This is a genomic window from Actinomyces radicidentis (assembly GCF_001553565.1).
In the GTDB taxonomy this organism is placed as follows: domain Bacteria; phylum Actinomycetota; class Actinomycetes; order Actinomycetales; family Actinomycetaceae; genus Actinomyces; species Actinomyces radicidentis.
The window spans coordinates 712,553-737,833 of sequence record NZ_CP014228.1; the positions used below are offsets into that span (position 1 = coordinate 712,553).

The window sequence follows — 25,281 nt, forward strand, 5'->3', positions numbered from 1 at the left end:
GTCACACAACCCCGCCAGGTGAGGCTCGAGCCGTGACCGGCCGGCCCCCCCCTGTTGTGGTTCGGGGTTGGTGGGTTGGTCGTGAACCGCACAGTGGACGCAAGCGCAAAAGATCATTTCATCCCCCCGCCACGAACGTGGCCGGGGGGGCGCGTGTTGTTTGTGTCGGCCAATTAGTACCGGTCAGCTCCAACCCTTGCAGGTCTTCCACACCCGGCCTATCAACCCAGTAGTCTACTGGGGGCCTACCACAACCCCGAAGGGTCGTGTGGAGACCTCATCTTGAAGATGGTTTCCCGCTTAGATGCTTTCAGCGGTTACCCATTCCGAACGTAGCCAACCAGCCATGCCCCGGGCGGGACAACTGGCACACCAGAGGTTCGTCCGTCCCGGTCCTCTCGTACTAGGGACAGGCCTTCTCAAGTCTCCTGCGCGCGCAGAGGATAGGGACCGAACTGTCTCACGACGTTCTAAACCCAGCTCGCGTACCGCTTTAATGGGCGAACAGCCCAACCCTTGGGACCTGCTCCAGCCCCAGGATGCGACGAGCCGACATCGAGGTGCCAAACCATGCCGTCGATATGGACTCTTGGGCAGGATCAGCCTGTTATCCCCGGGGTACCTTTTATCCGTTGAGCGACGACCCACCCACTCGGGATCGCCGGATCACTAGTTCCTACTTTCGTACCTGCTCGACCTGTCGGTCTCGCAGTCAAGCTCCCTTGTGCACTTGCACTCAACACCTGGTTGCCGACCAGGCTGAGGGAACCTTTGAGCGCCTCCGTTACATTTTAGGAGGCAACCGCCCCAGTTAAACTACCCACCAGGCACTGTCCCTGACCCGGATCACGGGCCGAGGTTCAGGCGCACGCCATAACCAGAGTGGTATTTCAACGACGACTCCACAACCACTGGCGTGGCCGCTTCACAGTCTCCCACCTATCCTGCACAAGTCATGGCGGGCGCCAATACCAAGCTATAGTAAAGGTCCCGGGGTCTTTCCGTCCTTCTGCGCGTAACGAGCATCTTTACTCGTAATGCAATTTCGCCGAGCTCATGGTGGAGACAGCGGAGAAGTCGTTACGCCATTCGTGCAGGTCGGAACTTACCCGACAAGGAATTTCGCTACCTTAGGATGGTTATAGTTACCACCGCCGTTTACTGGGGCTTAAATTCACCGCTTCACCCCAAAGGGGTTGACGGTTCCTCTTAACCTTCCAGCACCGGGCAGGCGTCAGTCCGTATACATCGCCTTGCGGCTTCGCACGGACCTGTGTTTTTAGTAAACAGTCGCTTCTCCCTGGTCTCTGCGACCCTCACCCCTAGCCCGCAAGGAGCTTCAAGGCTTGGGCCCCCCTTCTCCCGAAGTTACGGGGGCATTTTGCCGAGTTCCTTCACCATGATTATCTCGTGCGCCTAGGCATACTCTGCCCGACCACCTGTGTCGGTTTAGGGTACGGGCGGCTGGCACCATCGCGTCGAGGCTTTTCTCGGCACCCCAGGATCACCCTACTTCCCCACCCAAATGGGCGGGTCACCATCACGTCTGACCCTCATGCTGCCCGGATTTGCCTAGGCAGCGGGCTGCTCGCTTGAACGGGCCAAGCCATTAGGCCCGCGGAGGCTACCACTGTGCGTCACCCCTGTTAATACGCTTGCCTACCTGCACGGAGGGTCCCCAGACCAACAACCACCACGACACGGACCACCGAAGTGATCACATGACGCGTTCGTGGCCATCGGCGTGGGTTAGCACCCGCGCGTCAGCATGGGCGGTGCTTCGCCGGTACGGGAATATCAACCCGTCGTCCATCGACTACGCCTGTCGGCCTCGCCTTAGGTCCCGACTCACCCAGGGCGGACTAGCCTGGCCCTGGAACCCTTGGTCATTCGGCGCTAGGGTTTCTCACCCTAGTATCGCTACTCATGCCTGCATTCTCACTCCCGCACCATCCACCCCTGGATCACTCCGAGGCTTCACCCGGTGCAGGACGCTCCCCTACCACCCGCAACCCCTGCCACGTCCATCAAGGGACAGGAGAGTACACGCTGCGGATCCGCGGCTTCGGCGGTGTGCTTGAGCCCCGCTACATTGTCGGCGCACGATCACTTGACCAGTGAGCTATTACGCACTCTTTCAAGGGTGGCTGCTTCTAAGCCAACCTCCTGGTTGTCTGCGCGACCGCACATCCTTTCCCACTTAGCACACGCTTAGGGGCCTTAGCCGGCGATCTGGGCTGTTTCCCTTTCGACCACGGAGCTTATCCCCCGCAGTCTCACTGCCCCGCTGTAACCCGAACGGCATTCGGAGTTTGGTTGACGTCACTAACCCTGTGGGGCCGATCAGCCACCCAGTAGCTCTACCTCCGCCGGGGACCACGGGACGCTGCACCTAAATGCATTTCGGGGAGAACCAGCTATCACGGAGTTTGATTGGCCTTTCACCCCTACCCACAGCTCATCCCCTCCATTTTCAACTGAAGTGGGTTCGGTCCTCCACACGCTCTTACACGTGCTTCAACCTGGCCATGGGTAGATCACCCCGCTTCGGGTCTAGACCGTGCCACTAAAACGCCCTTTCGGACTCGCTTTCGCTACGACTCCCCCCAACGGGTTAACCTCGCGACACAGCACTAACTCGCAGGCTCATTCTTCAATAGGCACGCCATCAGCCCAGCAGGCCTCTGACGGCTTGTAAGCGCCCGGTTTCAGGTACTATTTCACTCCCCTCCCGGGGTACTTTTCACCATTCCCTCACGGTACTATCCGCTATCGGTCATCAGGAAGTATTCAGGCAACCAAGTGGTCTTGGCAGATTCACACAGGATTCCACGAGCCCCGTGCTACTCGGGCAACGCACCCACACAGCCCACACAGTTTCGCCTACGGGGGTCTCACCCACTACGCCTCCCCTTCCCAAAGGATTCAGCTACCATGCGAGTTTCTCACTGCGCCCCACGCCGGCAGACGTGAGAAAGATGCGCCCCACAACACCGCAACCGCAACCCCTGCCGGGTCATCACACGGAAACGGTTTAACCATCATCCGCTTTCGCTCGCCACTACTCACGGAATATCTTCTCCTGCGGGTACTGAGATGTTTCACTTCCCCGCGTCACCCCCTACACCCTATGAATTCAGATGCAGGTGACACCACATAACTGGTGCCGGGTCCCCCCATTCGGAAACCCTCGGATCACAGCCCGTTAGCCGGCTCCCCGAGGCATATCGCAGGCCACCACGTCCTTCATCGGCTCCTGATGCCAAGGCATCCACCGAACGCTCAAAAAAACAAACAAAACATGCAACAACCACAAGACCAACAGGCCTCATGATTGACAAAGATCAAAGATGCTCGCGTCCACTATGCAGTTCACAACCAACCCACCCACACCACCACCCACCAACAACCATCACGGGCTGCGAGCTTCGTGCGGTGAGGCGCCAGGGCCACCAACCCCCAAACAGAGGGCCGGCACTGTGTTGCCCCAGAACCCCGACAGTGCGCCACCCCCGCAACCACCCCCAGGCGAACCCGGGGAGGGACGGGGGCACCACCAACAAGCAGCCCCCACCAAAGGAGAGGACCACCTGCACGGTGATGTGCTCATTCATGCCGATAGCGTTCCAACCCCGCACCACCAACCGACCAACCACTGTCCGGCTGGCCCGTCACCGGTGGTGACTCATAGAAGGGCTCCTTAGAAAGGAGGTGATCCAGCCGCACCTTCCGGTACGGCTACCTTGTTACGACTTCGTCCCAATCACCAGCCCCACCTTCGACCGCTCCCCGTAGGGCCACGGGCTTCGGGTGTTGCCGACTTTCATGACGTGACGGGCGGTGTGTACAAGGCCCGAGAACGTATTCACCGCAGCGTTGCTGATCTGCGATTACTAGCGACTCCAACTTCACGGTGTCGAGTTGCAGACACCGATCCGAACTGAGACCGGCTTTAAGGGATTCGCTCCACCTCACGGTATCGCAACCCACTGTACCGGCCATTGTAGCATGCGTGAAGCCCAAGACATAAGGGGCATGATGATTTGACGTCATCCCCACCTTCCTCCGAGTTGACCCCGGCAGTCCCCCGCGAGTCCCCACCACGACGTGCTGGCAACACGGGACGAGGGTTGCGCTCGTTGCGGGACTTAACCCAACATCTCACGACACGAGCTGACGACAACCATGCACCACCTGTGAAAGCGCCCCACAAGGGGGAGACCACATCTCTGCGGCGGTCACTCACATGTCAAGCCTTGGTAAGGTTCTTCGCGTTGCATCGAATTAATCCGCATGCTCCGCCGCTTGTGCGGGCCCCCGTCAATTCCTTTGAGTTTTAGCCTTGCGGCCGTACTCCCCAGGCGGGGCACTTAATGCGTTAGCTACGGCGCGGAAACCCCGGAAAGAGCCCCCACACCTAGTGCCCAACGTTTACGGCGTGGACTACCAGGGTATCTAATCCTGTTCGCTCCCCACGCTTTCGCTCCTCAGCGTCAGTAACGGCCCAGAGACCCGCCTTCGCCACCGGTGTTCTTCCTGATATCTGCGCATTCCACCGCTACACCAGGAGTTCCAGTCTCCCCTACCGCACTCAAGCCGGCCCGTACCCACCGCAAGCCCCCAGTTAAGCCAGGGGATTTCACGACAGACGCGACCAGCCGCCTACGAGCTCTTTACGCCCAATAATTCCGGACAACGCTTGCGCCCTACGTATTACCGCGGCTGCTGGCACGTAGTTAGCCGGCGCTTCTTATCCAGCTACCGTCAACCAAGCCAATAAGGCCTGGCCTGCTTCACTGGCGAAAGAGGTTTACAACCCGAAGGCCTTCATCCCTCACGCGGCGTCGCTGCATCAGGCTTGCGCCCATTGTGCAATATTCCCCACTGCTGCCTCCCGTAGGAGTCTGGGCCGTGTCTCAGTCCCAGTGTGACCGTCCACCCTCTCAGGCCGGCTACCCGTCAAAGCCTTGGTAGGCCATCACCCCACCAACAAGCTGATAGGCCGCGAGCCCATCCCCCACCAGAAAAACCTTTCCAAACCCCACCATGCGGCAGGGAATGAGTATCCCGTATTAGCTACCGTTTCCGGCAGTTATCCAGAAGAAGGGGGCAGGTTACTCACGTGTTACTCACCCGTTCGCCACTCATCCACCCCAGCAAGCTGGGGCTTCACCGTTCGACTTGCATGTGTTAAGCACGCCGCCAGCGTTCGTCCTGAGCCAGGATCAAACTCTCCAAAAAAACCATTTAGAACAACCCACAATGACCAAGGCCCACAAGGAGCGATCATGCAGGAAGCCAAACAATAAACAATTCAGAGAAAAAACATCTCCAGGCTCAACCCACCCCGCAACCGACGAGGAAGCCGGGGTGAGCAAACCAAAACAAAACAAACAAACCAAACAACCAAACCATCAAGGATCAGCCATCCAGAATGCTCACTATGGCATAAAAAACATGACACACTATCGAGTTCTCAAACAACACACCCATGAGTTCCGTCCGAAAACCTTTGCGGCTTTCTTTCCGTCCCTCAAGGCGGCCGGACTATCTTAAGCAGATCGTTTTCGGAGTTTCAAGCTCAGGATCCGTGATCCCGATCTCTCAGCTCTCTCGATCTGCATTCCCCGGAGGGAATTCCAGTCCGATGACTGCTCGGACGACCTTGCGGACGGCCCGGCAGCGAGGAGTACTATAACCTCACCCAGCCCCCGACCGTCAAGTCGAGATCCGGTGACCTGCACCACGTGCCAGTTCCGTCGCCGGAGCCGGCGCACGGCGCCGATCGAGGCGCCCTACTCCGGTGACGACGAAGGGCCCGATCCCGAAGGACCGGACCCTCTGCGACACCTGGTGGAGCTAGGGGGATTCGAACCCCCGACCTTCTCATTGCGAACGAGACGCGCTACCAACTGCGCCATAGCCCCAAGTGCTCGAAGATAGTAACACCGCGGTGCCCGCGGGCTGCAACTCGACCGTCCGTGAGCCGCGCCACCGGCACGGCTGACACGGTCACTCGCCGACGGCGCGACGACGCTCGAGCGCGGCGTCGAGGTCGATCGTCCTGTGCGCGGCCTCGTCGACGGCGTCGGACGGGGAGAAGCTCCGGGCGTTCTGAGGACGTGCAGGGACCGGCGCCGAGGCGACGGCCTCCTCGACGGGCGCCTCGAAGTGACGGCGGGGCGCACGGGCGGCCAGCGTGTAGGTCGGAGCCGGCACGTGCACCGGCTTCCAGCCCTGGGGCGGGGTGGAGGTGGCGGCCTCCGGGCGCTCGGCCGCGACGGACGCGGTGGCGCGCTCCGCGGCGGGGCCGGCGACCTGCTCGCGGGGCACGGCGTCGACGGTGATCGGCGAGGCGATCTCCTCACGGACGTCGGAGCCGAGGTCCGCCGGCCGCTCCTGCTCGCGCTCGTGCGAGGTGGGGCGCTCGGGACCGGAGCCGCCGGCGACGCTGCTGCGCACCTGGCCGGGAGCCGCCGTGCGCGGGGCGTCCCCGGTGACCGCGTCGAGGCGGCGCTGAAGGTCGGCGATGCGACGTCGCTCGCGCCGATCGGACTCCTGGGCGGCGATCGCCGCCCTGCGCCCTGCGGCCATGGAGCCGGCGAGGAGCACGGCGGGGACCAGCACCGTCCACATCGGCAGGACCGTGACCGCGGCGACCACGATGACGCCGAGCGTCACACCGAGGAGCACCGACGCGACGACGGCGCGGTGCGAGGCCGCCTCGGCACGACGACGACGTCCGTCCTCGTGCACGCGACGCGCCCGAGCGAGCTCGCGCTCCGTGCGAAGCGCTCGCACGTTCCTCACTGCGGGCCTGTTCATCGCCTTGACCTCCGGTCGTTTACGAAAGATCTGTGCGTGCGCTCCGCCCGTGCAGGCCTCGTCCGCGCTGGGTGGGTGCTCGCCGGTCGCCAGGACCCGCAGCTCCGCGGAGTAGCGGTCCTCGGCGTGCGCCAGCCCCATCATCTCGCGACGGCCGACCAGGAAGGGAAGGAGGTACACGGTGGAAACGACGACCAGGGCGATGAGCGCCCACACCTCGATTCCCACGGCTCAAACCTAGGCGGAGCAGTCCCCGTCAACCGTGAGCGGAACGGCGTGTCCGGCGTGTCCCACGCCGAGCCCACCACCTCATTCGCGTCACACGCCCCACCATTCACACGAGTCACACCAACCTCATCGTCGGGCGTCGTCAGCGCCTCCGGCGATCGGCGTCTCCAGTCCCGCCACGAGCCCCCGGGGCCGGGCCGTGAGCTCCTCGGCGAGGAGGACGAAGGCGACGTGGTCCGACCAGGCGCCCGCGATGTGCATGAGTCCGAGCCGCTCCCCCTCGGCACGCAGTCCGAGGCGCCGGCACACTGCGAGGGAGCGATCGTTCTCGGGGCGGACGTCGATCTCAACGCGGTGGAGACCCACCGCGGGCGACAGCAGGTGGTCGAGGGTCATGGCGACCGCGAGGCTCATCAGGCCACGCCCCTCCCACGGGCCGCCGATCCAGTAGCCGAGCGTCGCCGAGCGCAACGACCCCCAGGCGATCGGACCGACGCTCACCTGGCCTGCGAGGACGCCGTCGACCTCGAGGACGAAGGGCATGGCCGTCCCGCGCAGCGCGTCGCGGTGCTGGGTCCGGACGTAGCCGCGGAAGTCCAGGCGCCGCTCACCGGTCCCGGGAGGGATGGTCGCCTCCCACGGCGCCAGCCGCTCGTCGTCGTCGGTCCGGAGCCTGCCCCAGGCCCGCTCGTCGCCGAGCCGGATCGGGCGGAGCACGACGGACTCGGCTCCGCGGGCCAGTCCCCGTGCGGCGACGTCGTCCTCCCGGAGAGTCACCGGCCAGAGTGGCCGGCCGTCGGCGCCCAGCGCACGTCGGCCCGCGAGCGCGTCCAGCCACACCGGCACGGGATCAGGCGTCCAGGAGGAGGCAGTGGAGCGTGTCGCCGACGACGACCTTGCGGGTGTCCTCGGGGACGACCGCGATCGCGTTGGCGCCCGCGAGGCCGAGCAGGTGCGTGCTGCCCGGCTCCGCGGTCGGCTCCGCCGTGTAGCCGCGCGACGGGGCCCCGGTGAGGTGGACCGGGACGAACTCGCGCATGCCGGCGTGCGAGGTCCACCCGGCCGTCACCGTCGCCGGGAGGCTCGTGCGGTGCAGGCCGCTCCAGCCGGCGATCTGGCGCAGGACCGGTCGGACGAAGGTCTCGAAGGCGATCTGCGCGCTCACCGGGTCGCCCGGGAGGCAGAAGATCGGGGTCCCCTCGACGCTGCCGAGGCCGAGCTGCCGGCCCGGGGACATCGCCACGGAGTCGAAGCGGACCGAGCCGAGCGGCGAGAGGACGGCCTTGACCGTGTCACCCTGGCCGGTGGACAGGCCGCCGGTGGTGATGAGGACGTCGGCGCGGACGAGCTGGTCCTCGATGGTCTCCTGGAGGGCGCGCAGCTCGTCGGGCACGGCGGAGACGCGGAAGGGCTGGCCTCCGGAGTCCGTGACGGCGCAGGCCAGCGCGTGGCCGTTGGCGTCGAAGACGTCGCCGGGCTCGGCGGGGCGTCCGGGCTCGACGAGCTCGTCCCCGATGGAGACGATGACGACGCGGGGCGCCGGGTGGACCTTGACCCGGTAGCGACCGAGCGCCGCCAGCAGGGCGATGTGGCGGGCGGAGAGGCGGGAGCCCGCCGGGAGCACGGTGGCGCCCTCGGCGACGTCCTCGGCGCAGTGCCGGACGTTGGCTCCGGGCTCGACCGGCGCGGAGAGGCTGACGCGGGAGTCGCCGCGGTCCGTGTCCGCCCAGGGCACGACGGCGTCGGCGCCCGCGGGCAGGGGCGCGCCGGAGTCGATGAGGACGGCCGATCTGCGCACGAGGCGGGCGGGGCGGACGTCGCCGGCGCGCAGCGTGTCGACGACGGACAGGTGGACGGGAGACTCCGGGGAGGCGGAGGCGATCTCCTCCGAGGAGACCGCGTAGCCGTCGAGGGCCGCGAGCTCCGCCGCGGGCAGGTCGAAGGCGGCGACGACGTCCTCGGCGAGGACGCAGCCGACGGCGTCGAGCAGGACGACGTCGAGCGGCGCGGCCGCCTGGGCGATCTCGAGGCAGGCGGAGAGGTGCTCGGCGACGGTTCTCATGGGTCCTCCGGGGTCGGTGCGTGCGCGACCGCGGGCGAACCCGTCCGACGGCGGCGCTCGCGTCAGGCTACCCGGCCGCGCGGCAACGAACCGGGAACCGCGGCGCCGACCACCGCACGGGAGCGGTCCCGACCTGGGAGGATGGGCCCATGACTTCTGACGCGCGACACCTGCCCGACACCGGCTGGCTGGAGGTCGACGACGCCAAGGACCGCCTGCGTCAGGTGCTGCGCCAGCACCGCCGCGGTCACCACCGTCACCCCGAGACCGGGCACGACGCCGTCTGCGAGGCCTTCACCGAGCGGGCCCTCGAGGCCGTCGAGGGCTGCGACGCCGTCGCCGCCTACGTCTCCGTGGGCTTCGAGCCCTGCACGCGCCTCCTCCTCGACCGGCTCGAGCAGCGCGGGGTGTCCGTGCTCCTGCCCGTGCTCGGCCCGCGCCTGTCGCGCTCCTGGGGGCGCTTCCGGGGGACGGCGGACCTGGGCGACCGGGCCCCGGGTCGTCCGCCCGAGCCGAGCGGCGAGACCCTGCCCGCCGAGGCGGTCGGCGAGGTCGACGCGCTCATCATCCCGGCGCTGGCGGTGGACCGCAACGGTCGGCGCCTGGGCCAGGGAGGCGGGTGGTACGACCGGATGCTGCCGCTGAGGGCCGAGGGCGTCCCGACCTTCGCGATGGTCCACCCCGACGAGCTCGTCGCGGGTCCGCTGCCGACGGAGGAGCACGACGAGCGCGTCGACGCCGTCATCACCTCCGACGAGTGGTTCCTCATCGAGGGCTCCTCCTTCGCGGCTGGTCGCTGAGCGACCGGGCGGAACGCCGCCCGGCGGCTAGCGCCGGCGCGAGGGCGGGCACAGCCCGCGACTGAGCACGGTCCCGCGTGGTCACCGGACCGCGCCGTGCGAGCAGGACCGCTGCCGGTCGCCCCGGTGGGGGGCTCCGGCTCAACAGGCCGTCGCGGTGACACCGGCGTCCACAGGACAGCGCCGTCGGTGCACGGGCACCATCGCCCGCGCCCGAGGCTCGTGGCATGCCGCGCCGTGAGCCCCGCCGTCGTCCCGTCCGCCCCTCTCTCCTGCTGTGGCGGTGGAGGCACCTCGTCGTCGCCGTGTGCGTCGCCGGGGCGAGCCTCCTCGTCCTCTCCCTCCTGCGCCCACCCGGGGCCGAGGGCCGCGAGGTGCTCGTGCTGGCCCGCGGCGTCTCCGCTGGGCAGGTCATCGAGAACGCGGACCTGGAGCGCCGGGCGGTGCCGGATGCCGTGCTGCCGGCGTCCGGTCTGGCCGAGGGGAGCGTGATCGGCCGTCGTGCCGCCGTCGCGCTGCCCGCCGGGACGGTGCTCACGGGGTCGATGACCTCGGGCGCCGACGCCGTCGGGCTCGGGGCCGACGAGCGGCTCGTCCAGGTGCCGGTCGAGGTCGGGGCCGGCCTGGCGCAGCCCGGCGTCCGCGTCGACGTCGTCGGGGAGGCGAGCGTCGTCGCAGGAGCGGGCACCGCGTCCCAGGACGTGGCCCAGGAGCAGGAGCCGGTCGATGAGGGGACGCCGGCCGAGTCGCTCGACGGGGCGCCGGCGGAGGCCGGTACGCCGACGGAGGCCGGTACGTCGTCGGACGCAGTCGCGGTCACGGGTGCGACGGGCTCCGGTGGGGCGCTCGCCAGCACTCAGGAGGACCGCGTCCTCGCCGCGGGCGCGCGCGTCGTCCGCGTGGAACCCGTAGACGTCTCTTCTCAATTGCGTGCGGGGAGCAAGGTCACACTTGTTACTCTTGCCGTTCGACGTGACGACGCTAGCCTTGTCGTTGGAGCCGCAACGCATGATTCCCTGGGACTCATCATGAGTCCCTCATGATCCGCGCCGCGGCAGCCCGGCGGCGCCAGGAGCCTCCGGGCCCAGTTCCTCCCACCCGCGCGAGGGCCACCCGCGTGCGCCTTCTGCCATCCCCAGAAAGGCCACCCATGCTTAAGGGTTTCAAGGACTTCATCGCGCAGGGCAACGCCCTCGAGCTCGCCGTCGCCGTCATCATCGGCGCCGCCTTCAAGCCGATCGTCGACGCGATCACCGCCGTCATCATGGGCATCATCGGCGCCGTCATCGGCTCCCCGAACTTCGACTCCGTCGGCCAGTTCACCATCAACGGCTCCGACCCGATCCAGCCCGGCGCCATCGTCACCGCCATCGTCAACTTCCTCCTCATCGCGATCGCCGTCTACTTCTGCATCGTCCTCCCGATGAACAAGCTGAAGGAGCGCACCGCCAAGACCGAGGTCGAGGAGGAGGCCGTCGAGGTCACCGACACCGAGCTGCTCGTCCAGATCCGCGACCTGCTCGCCGGCGGCCGCGCCAACGTCACCGCCGAGACCACCACCGGTGGCGACATCGAGACGCCCCGCGCCTGACGCACCCGGGAGCACCGCTCCCCCAGTACTGCACGGAGCCCCGCCGACCATGAGGTCGGCGGGGCTCCGTCGTGCGCGGGCGGGAACAGGCCGACGCACCGGCATGGACCGTCCGCCGACGCGGCGCGTCGGCGGAGCTCCGACGCGCGCTCGAAGCGGGCGGCCCGGGGACCACCGTCGCCTCGGTGGGTCCAGCCCCGGCGGCGGGTCAGCCGATGGCGGGACCGTGGCCCCAGTGGGGCGGGACGTCGCCGAGGAGCCGTGCGTCGTTCGCGTGCTCCGAGGCCGAGGAGTCGCGCCCGAGAACACCGCCGTCGCGGGACAGGGCGTCGGTGAGGGCGTCGACGGAGCGACGGCGCCGCTCCTCAGCGACCTCGAGCGGCTCGAGCCCCTGGGCGACGCGCTCGGCGTCCTGAGCGGAGAGCGCGATGACACGGCGGTGACGGCGCCCGGCAGAGCGCACCCCGTCCGACCCGCTGGTGCCGGCCACGGGTGCGAACGGCTCAGGGGCATCCGGCGACCCGTCCCGGACGGCACCGGGAGCCGGACCATTGGAGACCGCGGGGCCGCTCACCGGAGCGCTCACCGGGTGCGACGGACGACGTTGCGGAGGACCGCGGTGATGCCGGCGCCGCGTCGACGCAGGGCGAGCTCGCGGCGGAGCTCCTCGACCTCCTCGTCCTCGGTCCGCACGACGTCGTCGGTGCGGATCCAGGCGAGCAGGTCGTCGAGCTGGTCGTCCGTGTAGGCCTGGAGCGGGAGCCCCTGGGCGATCGGCGGGCGCACGTCGCGCGCGGCGGCGCGAGCCTCGGCGGCCGGGATTCCGGTCGCCTCATCGGCCTCGGGCAGCTGGAAGAAGGGGACGGGCTCGTCGTGGACGCGGTCGGGGAGCTCCTCGGCGGGGTCCGCGTCCGACGCGGACTCCTCAGCGGGTGCCTCCGTCACCGTCTCCTCGTCGGGCCCGGCGTCCGGCTCCTCCGACGCGGCGGCCGTATCCACCGACACGGTCGGCTCGGCGGAAGCGACCTCGTCGACGGCGGCGGGCGCGACGTCGACGGCGCCGTCCTCGGCACCGACCGCGTCGCCGGCGGTGGAGTCGGCGGACGCGGCGTCGTCGGACTCGTCGGCGGTCGAGTCGGGCTCGGGATCGGAGGCGCTGCCGGCGGAGGCGTCGGCTTCCTCCGAACCGGACTCGACGGCGCTGGAGACCAGGGGCTCGAACTCGACCGGGGCGGCGCCGTCGGGCTCGGTGGCGCGCTCCGGCTGGACCTCCTCCGCCGACGCGGTCGACGCGGAGGTGAGCGGGTCCTCGGCGTCCTCGGGGACAAGCTCGACGATCTCCTGGGCGGCCATGACGGTGCGCAGCGCGAGCTCGTCGTCGATGAGGTCGGCGATCTGCGCGGCCTCGGCCTCCGGGTCGAGGAAGACGCTCGCGCGGAAGGCGCGGTGCACGCGCCAGCGGCGGTGCTCGAGGCGCTCGACCCAGTGGCGGTCGCGGCGGCGCAGGCTCGGCTCGGCGACGTAGTCGGCGTCGTCGGTGAGGACGGCGACGAGGAGCTCGCCGGGGTAGTCGGGGTGGCCGACGGCGATCGGCAGGCGCAGGCCGCCCTCGACGCCGAAGCCGGTGACGACGAGGAGGTCCCTGCGGCGCAGCGCGGCCACGAGGTCCGAGGTGAGGCGGTCGGGGACCTCGGCGGAGCCGGCCTCGGCCTGCGGCGCCTCGCCGGCGGCGCGGGCGAGGACCTCGCGCAGGAGGCGCGCGCCCGGCGCGTGGAGGCGCTCCGGGTCGATGTCCTCGGCCGCGAGGCAGGAGACGACGTGCGTCGTGCCGCGCGAGGCGCACAGGGCCTCGACGAGCTCGACCATGCCGGAGCGCTCGCTCACCTGGCCGAAGGAGTGGATGGTGCGGCCGTGCGGCGTCTTGGCGTAGCCGACGGCGAGGATGACGTGGTCGCGGCGCAGGGAGCGCGCCTCGGGCAGGTCGACCACCGTGAAGGGCTCGGAGATCCCCGTCGCGAAGAACTCCTCGAGGGCCGGGGAGCCGGCGACCGCGGCGGCCGCGGCGCGGCGGATCTCGTCGGCGTGGCGGGCGTTGAGGGCCACGACGCCGAGCGAGAGCTCGGGGTGGGTGAGGGCGTGCTCGATGACGAGGTCGACGACGCGGTCCACCTCAGCGCCCACCGTCTCAACGGCGCTCTGTCCGGGTGCCGGCATGCCGCGGCCGTCGACGAGGGAGAGCGCGAGCCGCTCCGTGCCCGGCGGGGCCGGGACGGCGTCGACGACGCCCTCGTAGCCGTTCGTGGCGAGGAAGGCGGCGATCTCCGCGTCGAGGGCGTTGCGCCCGGTCGGCAGGGTGACCGACGGCAGGAGCGAGCCGAGCTCGGCGGCCAGACCGGTCTTCGCGCGGCGCAGGTCGCCGACGACGATGACCTGGCTGGCACGGACCATGGCGGCCACGACCCGCGAGACGGGCACGTCCGCGGAGGCGTCGAGGACCGCGAGGTCGACGAGGGCGTCGGGGGCGAGGACCTGCGGGACGAGGGTCGGCGGGATGATCCAGATCGGCTTGACGGTGAGCGCGATCGGGTGGAGGGCGAGGATGTCGCGCAGCGGCACGCCGTCCTCGCGGGACAGGGCGATGTAGAGGGCTCGGGCGTCGGCCTTGCGCTCCTCGACGGCGGTGCGCACGCGGCGCGCGTAGGCGTGACGGACCGGGCCGGCGAGCGAGGCGGACTGCTCGGCGTCGAGCTCGGCGAGGCGGCGGGCCGTGCCGGACAGGGCGGCGGCGTCGAGGCCCTCGAGGTCGGGGTCGGTGCGCAGCGCCTGGGCGAGGACCGAGGACCACCAGCAGAAGGTGAGCTCCTCGTCGAGCTCGTCGGCGCCGGCCTCGCGGGAGGCGAGGTCGGCGACGAGCGGACTGAGGCCCAGCTCGTCGAGCTCGGTGAGGACGGCGTTGACCCGGGGAAGCTTCTGAGCGGTGACGTCGTCATCGGCGAGGGCGCCGGCGCGCTCGAGGAGCGTCTCGAGCGGCAGGTCCATGAGGACGGGGGCGTCCGGGGCGGTGCCGAGGACGGGCTGGAGCCGGTCGATGAGCTCGCGGGTCTGCTGGGCCGTGGCCTGCATGGCGTCGAGGCCGTGCGGGAGGGTGGGCCAGCCGCCCTCGGGGTCGTGCTTGCGCCAGGTCTCGCGGCGCTGCTGAACCTTGACGAGCTCGCCGTGGAGGTCCTCGACGACGCGGCCGGGGCGCACGAGGTCGCGGGCGGCCTTGGCGTAGTGGCGTCGGTCGGAGGCGGCCATCTGGACGGAGCGGTCCTCGCGCCACTGCTTGGAGGCGGTCGCGATGACCATGTCGGCGGCGGAGCGCTCGAAGACGGCGGGCTGGAAGACGTCGAGGGACTCGCGCACGCCGTCGAGCATCTCGAGCTGCTCGCACCACTCCCCCATCGTGGAGGCGCGGCGCAGCGAGGTGGCGCCGGCGACGTAGCCGGCGTTCTCGATGACGGCGGGCAGCAGCTCGTCGGAGAGGCGCTGGAGGCGGACGAGGGAGTCCGTGGCCTCGTCGACGTCGGCGACGGACACCCCGTTCCAAGGGCTCGTGCTGGCGGCGCGGGTCATGACGCCGAGCTCGTGGGCGCGCTCGAGGAGCTCGTGGGCGCGGTCCATGCCGGCGTCGTCGAGGCGCTCGAGGCGGCCGGGCGCGACGCGGGCGCGCGTGCGGGCGGCGTGGGCGTCGCTCGTGAGCTCGGCGAGGCGCTCGAGGGCGTCGTCGACGGAGACGCCCCAGGGGGCGCGCTCGCGGTGGAGGGCGTCGACGTAGCGGGAGACGCGGTCGCGGGTCGCGGTGAGCTCCTCGCGCATGTCGACGATGGCGGGGACGTCGAGCTCGGGAGGCTCGACGCCGAGGGACTCCTTGATGGCGTCGGCGACGTGGCGGCGCCAGGAACCGTCCTCGGTGAGGTCGAGGACGAGGTCGCCGAGCCCGAGGTCGCGCAGGGCGCCGGCGACGGCGTGGCCGTCGGCGCTCGTGGCGGGGACGTGGACGACGGTGCGGCCCGAGGCGGCGGCGTCGGCGGCGATGGCGGCGAGGGTCTCGGCGACCTCGGATCCCGGGGGCGCGTCGAGGAGGAGGGAGGCTCCGGTGCTCACGGCCTCGACGGCGTCGAGCTGGGCGGGGTCGAGGTCTCCGGCCCCGCGCTCGTCGCTGGGTGCGCGGTCGGTGCGGACGGGCTCGCCGAGGTCGACGTCGAGGGCGGCGCGGGCCTCCTCATCGCCGGCGACCGCGGCGACGAGGGCGGAGGCGCGGGCGCGGTCCCAGACCTCGTCCAGGTCCTCGACGAGGGCCTGGCCCGGGTGGACGAAGGCGCCGATGACCTGCTGCTCGTGGATCTCGAAGCCGGGCAGGTACTCGCGGCCCAGCGCCGCGACGCGCTCGAGGGCGCTGCGCGGCGAGAAGCCGGCGCCGGCGAGGGTGGCGCGGGCGGCGGCGTCGACGTCGGCGGTGGAGCCGTAGCGGCGCAGGGCGCGGGCGAGGACGGGGTTGACCTCGATGGAGGCGTCCAGCGTGAGGGCGGCGTCGGCGGTGGCGCTCGAGAGGCGCACAGGGCGCAGGAGGACGGGGACGTTGACGGTGCGCACGACGCCCGGCTGGGCGGTGCGGGAGGTCGAGGAGGCGTCGGGGTGGCTGGCGCGGGAGGCGTCGAGGGCGGCGGTGGCGCGAGCGAGCTCGGCCTCGGCGGCGTCGAAGTCGCCCGCGGAGCCGCTCGCCGCGGGGGCGGCTGAGGGGGCCGAGGCGGACGAGGCCGCGGAGGCCGCCGTCGTCGAGGAGGCGGCGGAGGCGCTCGAGGCGGCGGCGCCGTGCTCGGAGACGACGGTCTCCGTCCAGGAGGCCACGCCGATGGCGAGGTAGACGGGGGCGACGCCGAACTGGCGGGCGAGGCTGTCGGTGCGGCCGGCGACCTCGCGAAGGGACTGGCGCGCGACGCTGAGCGCCGAGTGCTCCCGGATGAGGCTCGTGAGGTGCGTCGGACGGCCGGCGTAGAGCTGGGCGAGACCGGAGGGGTGGGCCGCGGAGAGGTCGACGACGCCGTCGAGCATGTGGATGTCGTCGAGGCTGGCGACGCCGCCGAGCTCGACGAGCTCGCTGCGCCACCGCGCGAGCGCGGCGTCGACCGGGTCGACGGGCTCGGGCTCCGGCTCGGGGTCCTCGGCCGGCTGGGGGACGTCCTCGGCGGCCTCGCCGGACTGGGCGGTGATCGCCTCCTCGAGGCCGTCGACGCCCGTGCTCTCCTCGGGGGCGGGCTCCGAGTGGCGTCGCTTGCGGCCGAACGAGAAGAGTGAAGGCGTCATGCTCCCAATCTACGGCAGCGCGGGCCGACCTCCGGGCGGCGCGGCGGGCGGACGCCGGACGGCCGGCCCTCCGGCCCAGGGGCTCACAGGATCGGCCGGCATCGAGGGGCGGGGCTCAGGCGCCGCACAGGACGGGCACGGGCAGGCTTCCTAGCGTCGGCGTCGTCACCCGGCAGCGCACGCAGAAGGAGCAGCAACCCATGCGCGACACGACGACCCGCACGACTCCCCGGTGGATGCAGGCCCCCGGAGTCCGCTCGGCGATGACGACGACGGCAGGCGCGCTGCTCATCGTGGCGGGCGGCTGCGCGCTGTCCTCGACCGCGTCGACGGGCACGACCACTGACACCGCGGCGACCGGCACCACCGACTCGACCGACACGACGAGCACCACCAGCGCGGTCACCGTCTCCGACGCGACGATCACGATCAACGAGGCCGGTCAGTACGTCATCACGGGCTCGGGATCCGGCTGGACCATCGCGGTCAGCAAGGAGATCTCGGACGCCGTCACCCTCATCCTCGAGTCCCTCGGCCTCACCGACTCCCAGATCACCTCGGGCACGACCGCCGACGTCACCATCACGACGACCTCCGACTCCTCGATCGCCTCGAGCAGCGACGTCGCGATCTCCTCCGAGGGGGCTCTCACCTTCACGAGCGAGGACGGCGCGACCCTCACCCTCAGCTCGGACGACTCCCACGCGGTCAAGGCCGACTCGGTGACGGTCGACGGCTCGAACCTCGATCTCACCTCGACCCCCAAGGGCGGCATCCACGCCACCACCGCCGTCTCCGTCGTCAACGGCTCCGACGTCACCATCACCGCGCCGGGCGACGGCATCCAGGTCGAGGACACCTCCGACGTCGACTCCGGCGACTTCCTCCTGTCCGACTCGACGCTCACCATCACGTCGGAGGACAAGGGCGTCACCGTCAGCGACGAGCTCGCCGTCGAGTCCGGAGAGGTCACGATCGTCTCCGGAGACGAGAGCCTCGAGGGCCGCTTCGTCAACCTCACCGGCGGCACGCTCACGCTCACGGCGGGCGACGACGGCATCAACGCCAAGGAGTGGACCGAGGACGAGGACTACGCCGACGAGGTCGCGAACCTGACGGACACGACGCCCGAGAACCCCCTTCTCATCCTCGTCGACGGCGCGACCGTCGTCGTCACCGCCGCAGGCGACGGCATCGACTCGAACGGGTCCGTGGAGATCGACTCCGGGACCGTCACGGCGAGCCAGTCCTCGCAGGACAACGCGGCCCTCGACTACGACGAGACGGGCACGCTCACGGGCGGCACCGTGTGGTTCATCAACCAGACCGGCATGGCCCAGGCCTTCACCTCGACCACCCGGGCCTACCTCATGTCGAACGTGTCCGGCTCGGCCGGGGACACGATCACGGTGACGGACTCCTCGGGCACGGTCGTCGCGACGACGACGGCGACGACGGCGACGACCGCCTTCGGGAACGTGGTGTTCTCCACGGAGGGCCTCGTCGACGGCGAGGCGTACACGATCACGGTCTCAAGCGGCTCCAGCGCGACCGCGACGGCCACGACGGAGGCCCAGCAGTCCACCGCCTTCGGAGACCCGGGCGCCCAGGGCGCACCGGCCGACTTCTCGGGCGACGGCACGACGCCGCCCACGATGCCCGACGGCACCGCGCCGACGGCCGCGACGGACGGGGCCACTCCCCCTGCCCTGCCCGACGTCACCGCACCCACGGGCACCACCGACGGCTCCACCCCGCCCGCCGCTCCCGACAGCACGACCACCACCGGGATGACCGACGCCACCGTCGCCGACGCGGCAGCGGCCACGACCACCAGCGCGACCGTGCAGCCCACGATCTTCAACGCGCTCGCCGCGCAGTGGACCGGGCTCGACACGACGACGGCCACACCGCTCGCGACCACGACGGACGCGGCCGGCACGGCGACCACCACCGCCGGGGCGGCGGGGGCCGCTGCCGAGGACGCCGTGCTCACGGTGGAGGCGGCCGTCGCACCCGCCGAGCAGGAGGCGGCCGGCACGGCGACCACCACCGCTGACGAGACGAGCTCCAGCGCCACCACGACGTCGGAGGACGGGACCACGACGTCCGCGTCCTCCACGACGGGAGCCTCGGACGGCGACGTCGTCGCGGCCTCGGTATCGGCATCGGCATCGGAGGACGACACCGACGGCAGCGCGCTCGCCCACACCGGTGCGGACTCCGAGCTCGTCCTCATGTCCGCCGGGCTGCTCGGGATCGGGGGGCTCACGCTCACCCTGCGCCGTCGTCGGGCCGAGCGGGTCTGAGCGAGTCCCGACGCCCGCTCAGCGCGAGGAGCACGAGGGAGCCCCGACCACGCGACGTGGTCGGGGCTCCCGGCCGTGCCCCCGATTGGATTCGAACCAACGACACCCGCTTTAGGAGAGCGGTGCTCTATCCCCTGAGCTACGAGGGCCTGCAGCGGGACACCCTACCAGCGCGAGGCCGACGCCCCGCGCTTGCCCGGGGCGTCGCGGTACCGCCTCGGCGTCCCCGGGCTCGCGCGGTGCGCCGGCCGGGCCGAGATCGCGAGCCGGCCGTCGGCACGACGACGGCGCCGTCCCACGAGCTGCGGGGCGGCGCCGTCGGACGTCTCGGTGGGCGGCGCTCAGGCGCGGCCCCACGGGGTGCCGATGTTGCGGCCGTCGAGCTGGTCATCCTTGGAACGGGTCGGCACGACCATGACGGGGCAGGCGGCGTGCGAGAGGACGCCCTGGCTCGTGGAGCCGAGCAGCAGCCCGGAGAAGCCGCCACGACCGCGGGAGCCGACGACGACGAGGTCGACGGCGGTGGAGAACTCGGCCATGAGCTCGGCGGCGTTGCCGTCGAGGGCGTGGCGGCGCACGGTGACGCCCGGGTGCCCCTCGGTGGCCTCGGCGATGGCGCGGTCGAGGCCGGAGCGGACGTCGATGAGGACCTGCTCGCGGTCCACGGCGGCGGGCAGCCAGGCCAGCGCACCTGCGCCGGAGGCCATGGGGACGGCTGCGATGGCGGTGAGCTCCGCGCCCCAGACCTCGGCCTCGTTGACGGCCCAGCGCAGGGCCTTGCGGGCCGACTCGGAGCCGTCGACGCCGACGACGATGCGGCGCACGGGCGTGTAGTCGGCGCCCTCGAGGTGGCGGGGGACGACGATCGTCGGGCAGTGGGCGTGGGCCGGGAGAGCGGAGGACACGGTACCGAGGAGACGGTCCGTGAAGCCGCCGCCGCCGCGGGTGCCGACGACGGTGAGGGCGGCCTCGTCGGACAGGTCGATGAGGACGCCGGAGGGGTCGCCGGTCTCGAGGGAGCTCGTGACGGTGACGCCCGATCCCTGGGCGCGGGCGACGGCCTCGTCGACGACGGCCTGGGCGCCGGCTCGGATCGCGGTGTCGTCGAGGGCGGCGTATCCGCCGTCGAGGGAGGCGGTGGTGAAGGAGGGCAGGGAGTAGGCGCACAGCAGGTGGACCCGCCATCCGGCGCGGGAGGCACGGGCGACCGCCCAGTCCACCGCCCCGAGGGACTCCGGAGAGCCGTCAACTCCGACGAGGACGACCTTGTCTTCAGCCATGGGTTCTGCCCCTTTCACGATGGGGTCGTGAGTACCGATGGGGCCATTGTGCCCCTTCGCATACTGTGGTCCAAACCACTGCGTGGGGAACCTTATCGGATCGGCGCGAGCCTCGGTCACACGGACGCCGCAGGGCGGGCCCGGGCTCCGGGTGCGGACGAGCGGGGCGGCCGCCGGGTGGCGACCGCCCCGCTCGGGAGCTGGTGGAGGCCGGAGGACCTCAGCCGATGTGGACGTACGTGGGGCTGCCCCAGACGGCCCGGTACACCGTGTCCACCGCGGTGTTGCCGGCGTCGACCATCATGCCGTTCCCGACGTAGATGCCGACGTGGTAGCCGTAGTAGACGATGTCGCCGGGCTGGGCCTGGGCGGCGGAGACGGTGGTGCCGGCGGCGCCCTGGGCGTAGGAGGTGCGCGGCAGCGAGATGCCGTGCTGGGCGTAGACCCACTGGACGAAGCCGGAGCAGTCCCAGCCGCTCGGGGTGGAGCCTCCGGAGACGTAGGGGACGCCCTGGTACTGGAGGGCCGTCGCGGCGATGGCGGCGCCGACGGAGGAGCCGGACGTCGTCGTGCTCGCGGTGCTCGCACCCGAGGAGGAGGTCGTCGCGGCGGCGTCCTGGGTCGTCGTGTCCGGCGTCGTCGCGGCGGCGGAGGCCTGCTCGGTCGCCGCAGCCTCCTCAGCGGCCCTCGCGGCGGCGGCCTCCTCGGCCGCCTTCTTCTCGACGGCGGCCTTCTGGACGGCGACCGTGTCCTCCGTCCTCTCGACGGCGGAGGCGGTAGTAACGTCCTCGGAGGCGGCCGCGTCAGCGTTGACCGTGACGGCCTTGTTGGTCGTGATGACCTCGCGCGCACCGGAGGCGAGGGCAGCGGTGCCCGACCCGTGGAGGGAGCCTGCCGAGGCGTCGGCGGGGACCGTGTCCGCGGCGGCGGCACCGGCGGCGACGGCGGTGAGCGCCAGGCCGGTGGAGGCGACGAGGGCGACGGCCGTGCGGGGGCTGCGCGTGCGGCGAAGGGCGTGGGATGCCATGGGATGCGATCTCCTCGAGGTGAGCTTCCGGGATTGCGATCGTGACGCTACCGAGACATTGGCGGCGCTGTCAGGTGATCCGAGCGCATTGCGGCATGAGGAGACACACATTGCGGGTTCGCACCTCCTCCTCGAGGAGGATCTTCGAGGACGCAACGGGGCCCGCCGCTCAGTGAGCGGCGGGCCCCGTGAAGAGCTGAGGATCAGCCGATGCGGACGTAGGTGCCGCCGGCGTCGACGGCGCGGTAGGTCACGCCGGCGCTCGGGTTGTCGGCCGAGACCATCATGCCGTTGCCGACGTAGATGGCGACGTGGCCGGACCACCAGATGACGTCGCCGGGCTGGGCGGCGGAGGCGGAGATGACCGTACCGGAGTTCTTGATGGCCTCCGACTGGTGCGGCAGGGAGATGCCGTACTGGGCGTAGACGTAGGAGACCAGGCCGGAGCAGTCGAAGGCGGACGGGCCGGCGGCGCCGTAGACGTAGGCGGAGCCGACGTACTGCATCGCGGTGGCCACGATGGAGGAGCTGGAGGCGGCGGCCGTCGTCGTGGCGGCGGAGGTGCTCGCGGTGGAGCCGGTCGACGTGGTGGTCGTCGTCGCGGCGGCGGTGGCCGTGGCGGCGGCGGCCTCCTCGGCGGCCTTCGCGGCGGCGGCCTCCTCGGCCGCCTTCTCCTCGGCGGCCTTCTTCTCAGCCTCGATCTTGGCGGTGTCCTCGGTCTTCGCGACGCCGGAGGCGGCGGTGACGTCGGCGGCAGCCTTGGCGTCGGCGGCGACGGTGATCGAGGCGTTCTGGGTGGCGGCCTTGGCGGCCTGCGCGGTGAGGCCGGCCTTGAGAGTGCCCGCGGAGGCGTTCGCGCTCTCCGTGCTCTGGTTGGCGGCGCTCGCGCCCGACGCGATCATCGTGAGGGCGAGACCGGACGAGGCGGCCACGGCCAGGCCACGACGGGCCATGCGCGGAGCGCTCGTGAGCGGGGTGAGCGGACGGGCGGCCTTGCGGTGGCGGGCCTTGACGCTGGTAGTCACTGCTGTATCTCCTGGTGAGCCGACGGAGTTAGCTGTCGGGTTCGGGCGAGGAGTTGCCCGGCCCGCTTGCGCGGGCTTCACCCCAAGGCCTTCAGGTCGCAGTGACCGTCTGGCCGGAAGGAAATTGGTTCCCCCGGACCTGCCGATGCTGTGTTCTTGCGGAGGACGTGCACGCCGGCAGGTTTTGGCTCCGTGCGCGTTCTCGCGGTCAGTCCCTGACCGCGACCGCAACGTTATACGACCCGACGCCGTCCGACGAGACGTCTGGATCACCATTTTCGTGTGGCGTCCGGCACTCGGAGCGACCCAGATTTTCCAAAGCGATGATGCGGAAAGGTCACAGATCGGCGGGACTCCGCGGAGGACTCGGCTCAGGGTCCTCTCAGGCCCGCTCCAGTGGTTCTGGAAGCCGGAGCGGTACCCCTTCTCAGCGGACGAGGAAGAGGTGCCGCGCGAGGTCCTCGGCGAGGGTGACGGGAACCCCGGCCGGTCCGACGACCCGGACCCCGCCCGACGTCGCACGCAGGCGCACCTGCGCACCGGCCTCGACGCCGGCGTCCTCGACGGCGGCGATGAGCTCGAGGTCGGCCTGGATGGGCTCGCCGATACGGCGGACGGTGGCCTCGACGTCGTGCGAGCCCGCGAGCGCCGTCGCGCCCACCTCGCCCGCGGCGGGCGCCGGGTGGTCGTCCGAGTGCGAGGGGACGGGGTTGCCGAAGGGATCGACGCTCACGTCGTCGAGCATGGCGGCGAGGCGCTCCTCGACCTGCTCGCTCATGACGTGCTCCCAGCGGCACGCCTCCTCGTGGACGAGACGGCGGTCCATGCCGATGACGTCGAGGAGGAGCCTTTCCGCAAGGCGGTGCTTCCGGATGACCTCGGTGGCGCGCTCGCGCCCCTCGTCGGTGAGCTCGAGGGACCGGTCCTCGGCGACGCGGATGAGGCCGTCGCGCTCCATCCGGGCCACCGTCTGGGAGACCGTCGGTCCGGAGTGGTCGAGGCGCTCCACGATGCGCGCGCGCAGCGGCGTGACGCCGTCCTCCTCGAGCTCGTAGACGGTCTTGAGGTACATCTCGGTGGTGTCGATGAGCTCGCTCATCTCGGTGGCCTCCTGGCGGGTCGTCCGCGCGTTCCGGCGGCGAGGGCTGGGCGCCCGGCCGTGCTCGCAAGGTACCGTCCAAGGATAGTGGCGCGAGCCGCCGCGCCGGTCTCAGGCCGACGACGGCCGCGAGCCGGAGGGGCCGTCGTCGTCGGGCCGGTGCGAGCCGTCGACGCCGTCAGCCGGGTCACCCGGGGCCCCGGCGCCGCGGTCGGGGGCGACGCCGCCCACGCCGTCGAGCCCCGCGACGAGCTCGTCGTCGTTGCCCGTGATCTCGGCCAGCATCTCGGCGCCGACCGCCTCGGTGGTCTCCCCCGCGAGCGGCCCGGGCGCCTGGATGCCGGTGGGGTCGCCACGGCCGACGGCGGCGAGGATGGAGCGCGTCGCCGTGTGGGTGAGGTCGATGTGCCAGTGCTCGCGGGCCCAGAGGGCGGCCAGCAGCGAGACGATGATGGCGGCCGCGCCGCCGACCGCGATCGCCACCCGGGGATTCCACTCGTCCGAGACCCAGCCGATGACCGGCGACCCGATCGGCGTCGTCCCGAGGAAGAACATCATGTAGATGCTCATGACCCGCCCGCGCATCGCCGGCTCCGTGGTGAGCTGGACGGTCTGGTTCGCGCTCGTGAGGACCGTGAGGACGCACAGGCCCACGGGGATCGAGGACAGCGCGAAGAGCGGGTAGGTCGGCATGGCCGCCATGACGAGGGAGGAGACGCCGAGGAGGAAGGAGGCCATGACGAGCGTACGGACGCGCGGCCGCTTGCGGCGGGCCGCCCACAGCGCCCCGGCGAGGGAGCCGATCGCGAAGACCGAGGAGACCGTGCCGTAGGCGTCGGACTCCATGTTGAAGGCGTGGCGCACCATCGCGGCCATGGTCACCTGGAAGTTGAGGGTGAACATCGAGACCACCGAGATGACCACGATGATGACGACGATGTCCGCCCGGTGCCGCACGTAGGCGAGCCCCTCGCGCATCTGCCCCTTGGCGCGCTCGGCGCGCGGCACGTCGTAGAGGTCCTTGACGCGCATGGACAGCAGCGCCGCCGCCGGGAAGAGGAAGGTGAGGGCGTTGACGACGAAGACCCAGCCCGGCCCGACCCACGTGATGGCCAGGCCGCCCACGGCCGGGCCCAGGAGGCGGGCCGCGTTGAAGGAGGCGGAGTTGAGGCCGACGGCGTTGGCGAGGTGGTCGCCGGGCACCATGCGCGCCACGAAGATCTGGCGGGCCGGGGAGTCGTAGGCGCTCGCGCAGCCGGTGAGGAGGGCCGCGAGGTAGACGTGCCAGAGCTCGGCGTGCCCGGCGATGACGTCGGCGCCCAGGACGAGCGAGACGACTCCCATCGAGGTCTGAGTGAGGACGAGGAAGCGCCGCTGGTCCACCCGGTCCGCGACGAGGCCGGCGTGCACGGAGAAGACCATGGCGGGCAGGAACTGCAGCGCCGTCGTGATGCCCGTGGCGGAGGCCGAGTCCTCCGTGAGGATCCTCAGCACCAGCCAGTCCTGGGCGACCCGCTGCATCCACGTGCCGGTGTTGGCGACGAGGGCGGCGAAGAACCAGATCCGGTAGTTGTGGAACCTCAGGGAGTCGAAGGTGGAGGACACGGCGTCGGGGGCCTCGTTCTGCTCGGGGGGCACGGGGTGCGGCGTCGGCGGACGGCCCCGGCGGCGCCGTCGTCGATGCTACGC

At 70.6% G+C, this 25,281-nt stretch carries 15 protein-coding genes, 2 tRNA genes, 2 rRNA genes and 1 riboswitch; of the genes, 5 read left to right on the forward strand and 14 right to left on the reverse strand.

Annotated elements, in window-relative coordinates:
• Positions 1–154 precede the first annotated feature (154 nt).
• Positions 155–3,298, reverse strand: a 23S ribosomal RNA gene (locus AXF14_RS03065).
• Between the two features lie 406 nt (positions 3,299–3,704).
• Positions 3,705–5,241, reverse strand: a 16S ribosomal RNA gene (locus AXF14_RS03070).
• Together the 16S and 23S rRNA genes form the textbook arrangement of a ribosomal RNA operon.
• A gap of 21 nt (positions 5,242–5,262) precedes the next feature.
• On the opposite strand from AXF14_RS03070, the gene AXF14_RS13530 reads away from it, so the two are divergent.
• Positions 5,263–5,556: a hypothetical protein gene (locus AXF14_RS13530; protein ID WP_150118404.1), complete on the forward strand. Its 294-nt coding sequence runs from the start codon at positions 5,263–5,265 to the stop codon at positions 5,554–5,556.
• A 295-nt stretch (positions 5,557–5,851) separates the two neighbouring features.
• Here the strand turns inward: AXF14_RS13530 and AXF14_RS03075 are convergent.
• The 4 genes from AXF14_RS03075 to AXF14_RS03090 form a co-directional block, all read right to left on the reverse strand.
• A tRNA-Ala gene (locus AXF14_RS03075) sits at positions 5,852–5,927 on the reverse strand.
• An 85-nt stretch (positions 5,928–6,012) separates the two neighbouring features.
• Positions 6,013–7,053 carry a hypothetical protein gene (locus AXF14_RS03080; protein ID WP_067940778.1) on the reverse strand — a complete coding sequence of 347 codons (1,041 nt, stop codon included), beginning with the start codon at positions 7,051–7,053 and terminating at the stop codon, positions 6,013–6,015.
• 126 nt (positions 7,054–7,179) lie between these two features.
• Positions 7,180–7,830 carry a GNAT family N-acetyltransferase gene (locus AXF14_RS03085; RefSeq protein ID WP_236755899.1) on the reverse strand — a complete coding sequence of 217 codons (651 nt, stop codon included), beginning with the start codon at positions 7,828–7,830 and terminating at the stop codon, positions 7,180–7,182.
• Positions 7,831–7,903: 73 nt separating this feature from the next.
• Positions 7,904–9,115 (reverse strand): molybdopterin molybdotransferase MoeA, encoded by a 1,212-nt coding sequence (locus AXF14_RS03090; RefSeq protein ID WP_067940780.1) that lies wholly within the window; start codon positions 9,113–9,115, stop codon positions 7,904–7,906.
• A gap of 149 nt (positions 9,116–9,264) precedes the next feature.
• Between AXF14_RS03090 and AXF14_RS03095 the strand changes: the two genes are divergently transcribed.
• From AXF14_RS03095 to mscL, 3 genes are all read left to right on the forward strand, one after another.
• Positions 9,265–9,915, forward strand: coding sequence for a 5-formyltetrahydrofolate cyclo-ligase (locus tag AXF14_RS03095; protein WP_067940781.1), 651 nt, complete (start codon positions 9,265–9,267; stop codon positions 9,913–9,915).
• Positions 9,916–10,142: 227 nt separating this feature from the next.
• On the forward strand, positions 10,143–10,958 hold the full coding sequence (locus tag AXF14_RS03100; protein ID WP_067940782.1) for an SAF domain-containing protein: 816 nt from the start codon (positions 10,143–10,145) through the stop codon (positions 10,956–10,958).
• Between the two features lie 107 nt (positions 10,959–11,065).
• Positions 11,066–11,506: a large conductance mechanosensitive channel protein MscL gene (gene mscL, locus AXF14_RS03105; RefSeq protein WP_067940783.1), complete on the forward strand. Its 441-nt coding sequence runs from the start codon at positions 11,066–11,068 to the stop codon at positions 11,504–11,506.
• A gap of 208 nt (positions 11,507–11,714) precedes the next feature.
• Here the strand turns inward: mscL and AXF14_RS03110 are convergent, their stop codons facing one another.
• Positions 11,715–11,996: a transcriptional regulator gene (locus AXF14_RS03110; RefSeq protein ID WP_236755902.1), complete on the reverse strand. Its 282-nt coding sequence runs from the start codon at positions 11,994–11,996 to the stop codon at positions 11,715–11,717.
• A 92-nt stretch (positions 11,997–12,088) separates the two neighbouring features.
• Positions 12,089–16,852, reverse strand: a complete 4,764-nt coding sequence (locus AXF14_RS14095; RefSeq protein ID WP_067940784.1) for a DNA helicase — start codon at positions 16,850–16,852, stop codon at positions 12,089–12,091.
• 200 nt (positions 16,853–17,052) lie between these two features.
• On the opposite strand from AXF14_RS14095, the gene AXF14_RS14700 reads away from it, so the two are divergent.
• Entirely contained in the window at positions 17,053–19,161 is a 2,109-nt protein-coding gene (locus tag AXF14_RS14700) for a carbohydrate-binding domain-containing protein (protein ID WP_067940785.1), read from the forward strand.
• 76 nt (positions 19,162–19,237) lie between these two features.
• On the opposite strand, the gene AXF14_RS03125 is transcribed toward AXF14_RS14700, so the two are convergent.
• From AXF14_RS03125 to AXF14_RS03150, 6 genes are all read right to left on the reverse strand, one after another.
• Positions 19,238–19,310: transfer RNA gene (locus AXF14_RS03125), tRNA-Arg, on the reverse strand.
• A gap of 192 nt (positions 19,311–19,502) precedes the next feature.
• Positions 19,503–20,441 (reverse strand): universal stress protein, encoded by a 939-nt coding sequence (locus AXF14_RS03130; protein ID WP_067940786.1) that lies wholly within the window; start codon positions 20,439–20,441, stop codon positions 19,503–19,505.
• Positions 20,442–20,661: 220 nt separating this feature from the next.
• Positions 20,662–21,468, reverse strand: a complete 807-nt coding sequence (locus AXF14_RS03135; protein WP_150118405.1) for a C40 family peptidase — start codon at positions 21,466–21,468, stop codon at positions 20,662–20,664.
• A 203-nt stretch (positions 21,469–21,671) separates the two neighbouring features.
• The gene (locus AXF14_RS03140) at positions 21,672–22,493 is read right to left on the reverse strand and encodes a C40 family peptidase (RefSeq protein ID WP_067940787.1); all 822 of its coding nucleotides are present in this window, start codon (positions 22,491–22,493) and stop codon (positions 21,672–21,674) included.
• 3 nt (positions 22,494–22,496) lie between these two features.
• Positions 22,497–22,653: riboswitch (cyclic di-AMP (ydaO/yuaA leader) on the reverse strand.
• A gap of 267 nt (positions 22,654–22,920) precedes the next feature.
• Entirely contained in the window at positions 22,921–23,592 is a 672-nt protein-coding gene (locus tag AXF14_RS03145; protein WP_067940788.1) for a metal-dependent transcriptional regulator, read from the reverse strand.
• A gap of 111 nt (positions 23,593–23,703) precedes the next feature.
• On the reverse strand, positions 23,704–25,230 hold the full coding sequence (locus AXF14_RS03150) for an MFS transporter (protein ID WP_236755904.1): 1,527 nt from the start codon (positions 25,228–25,230) through the stop codon (positions 23,704–23,706).
• Positions 25,231–25,281: the final 51 nt, after the last annotated feature.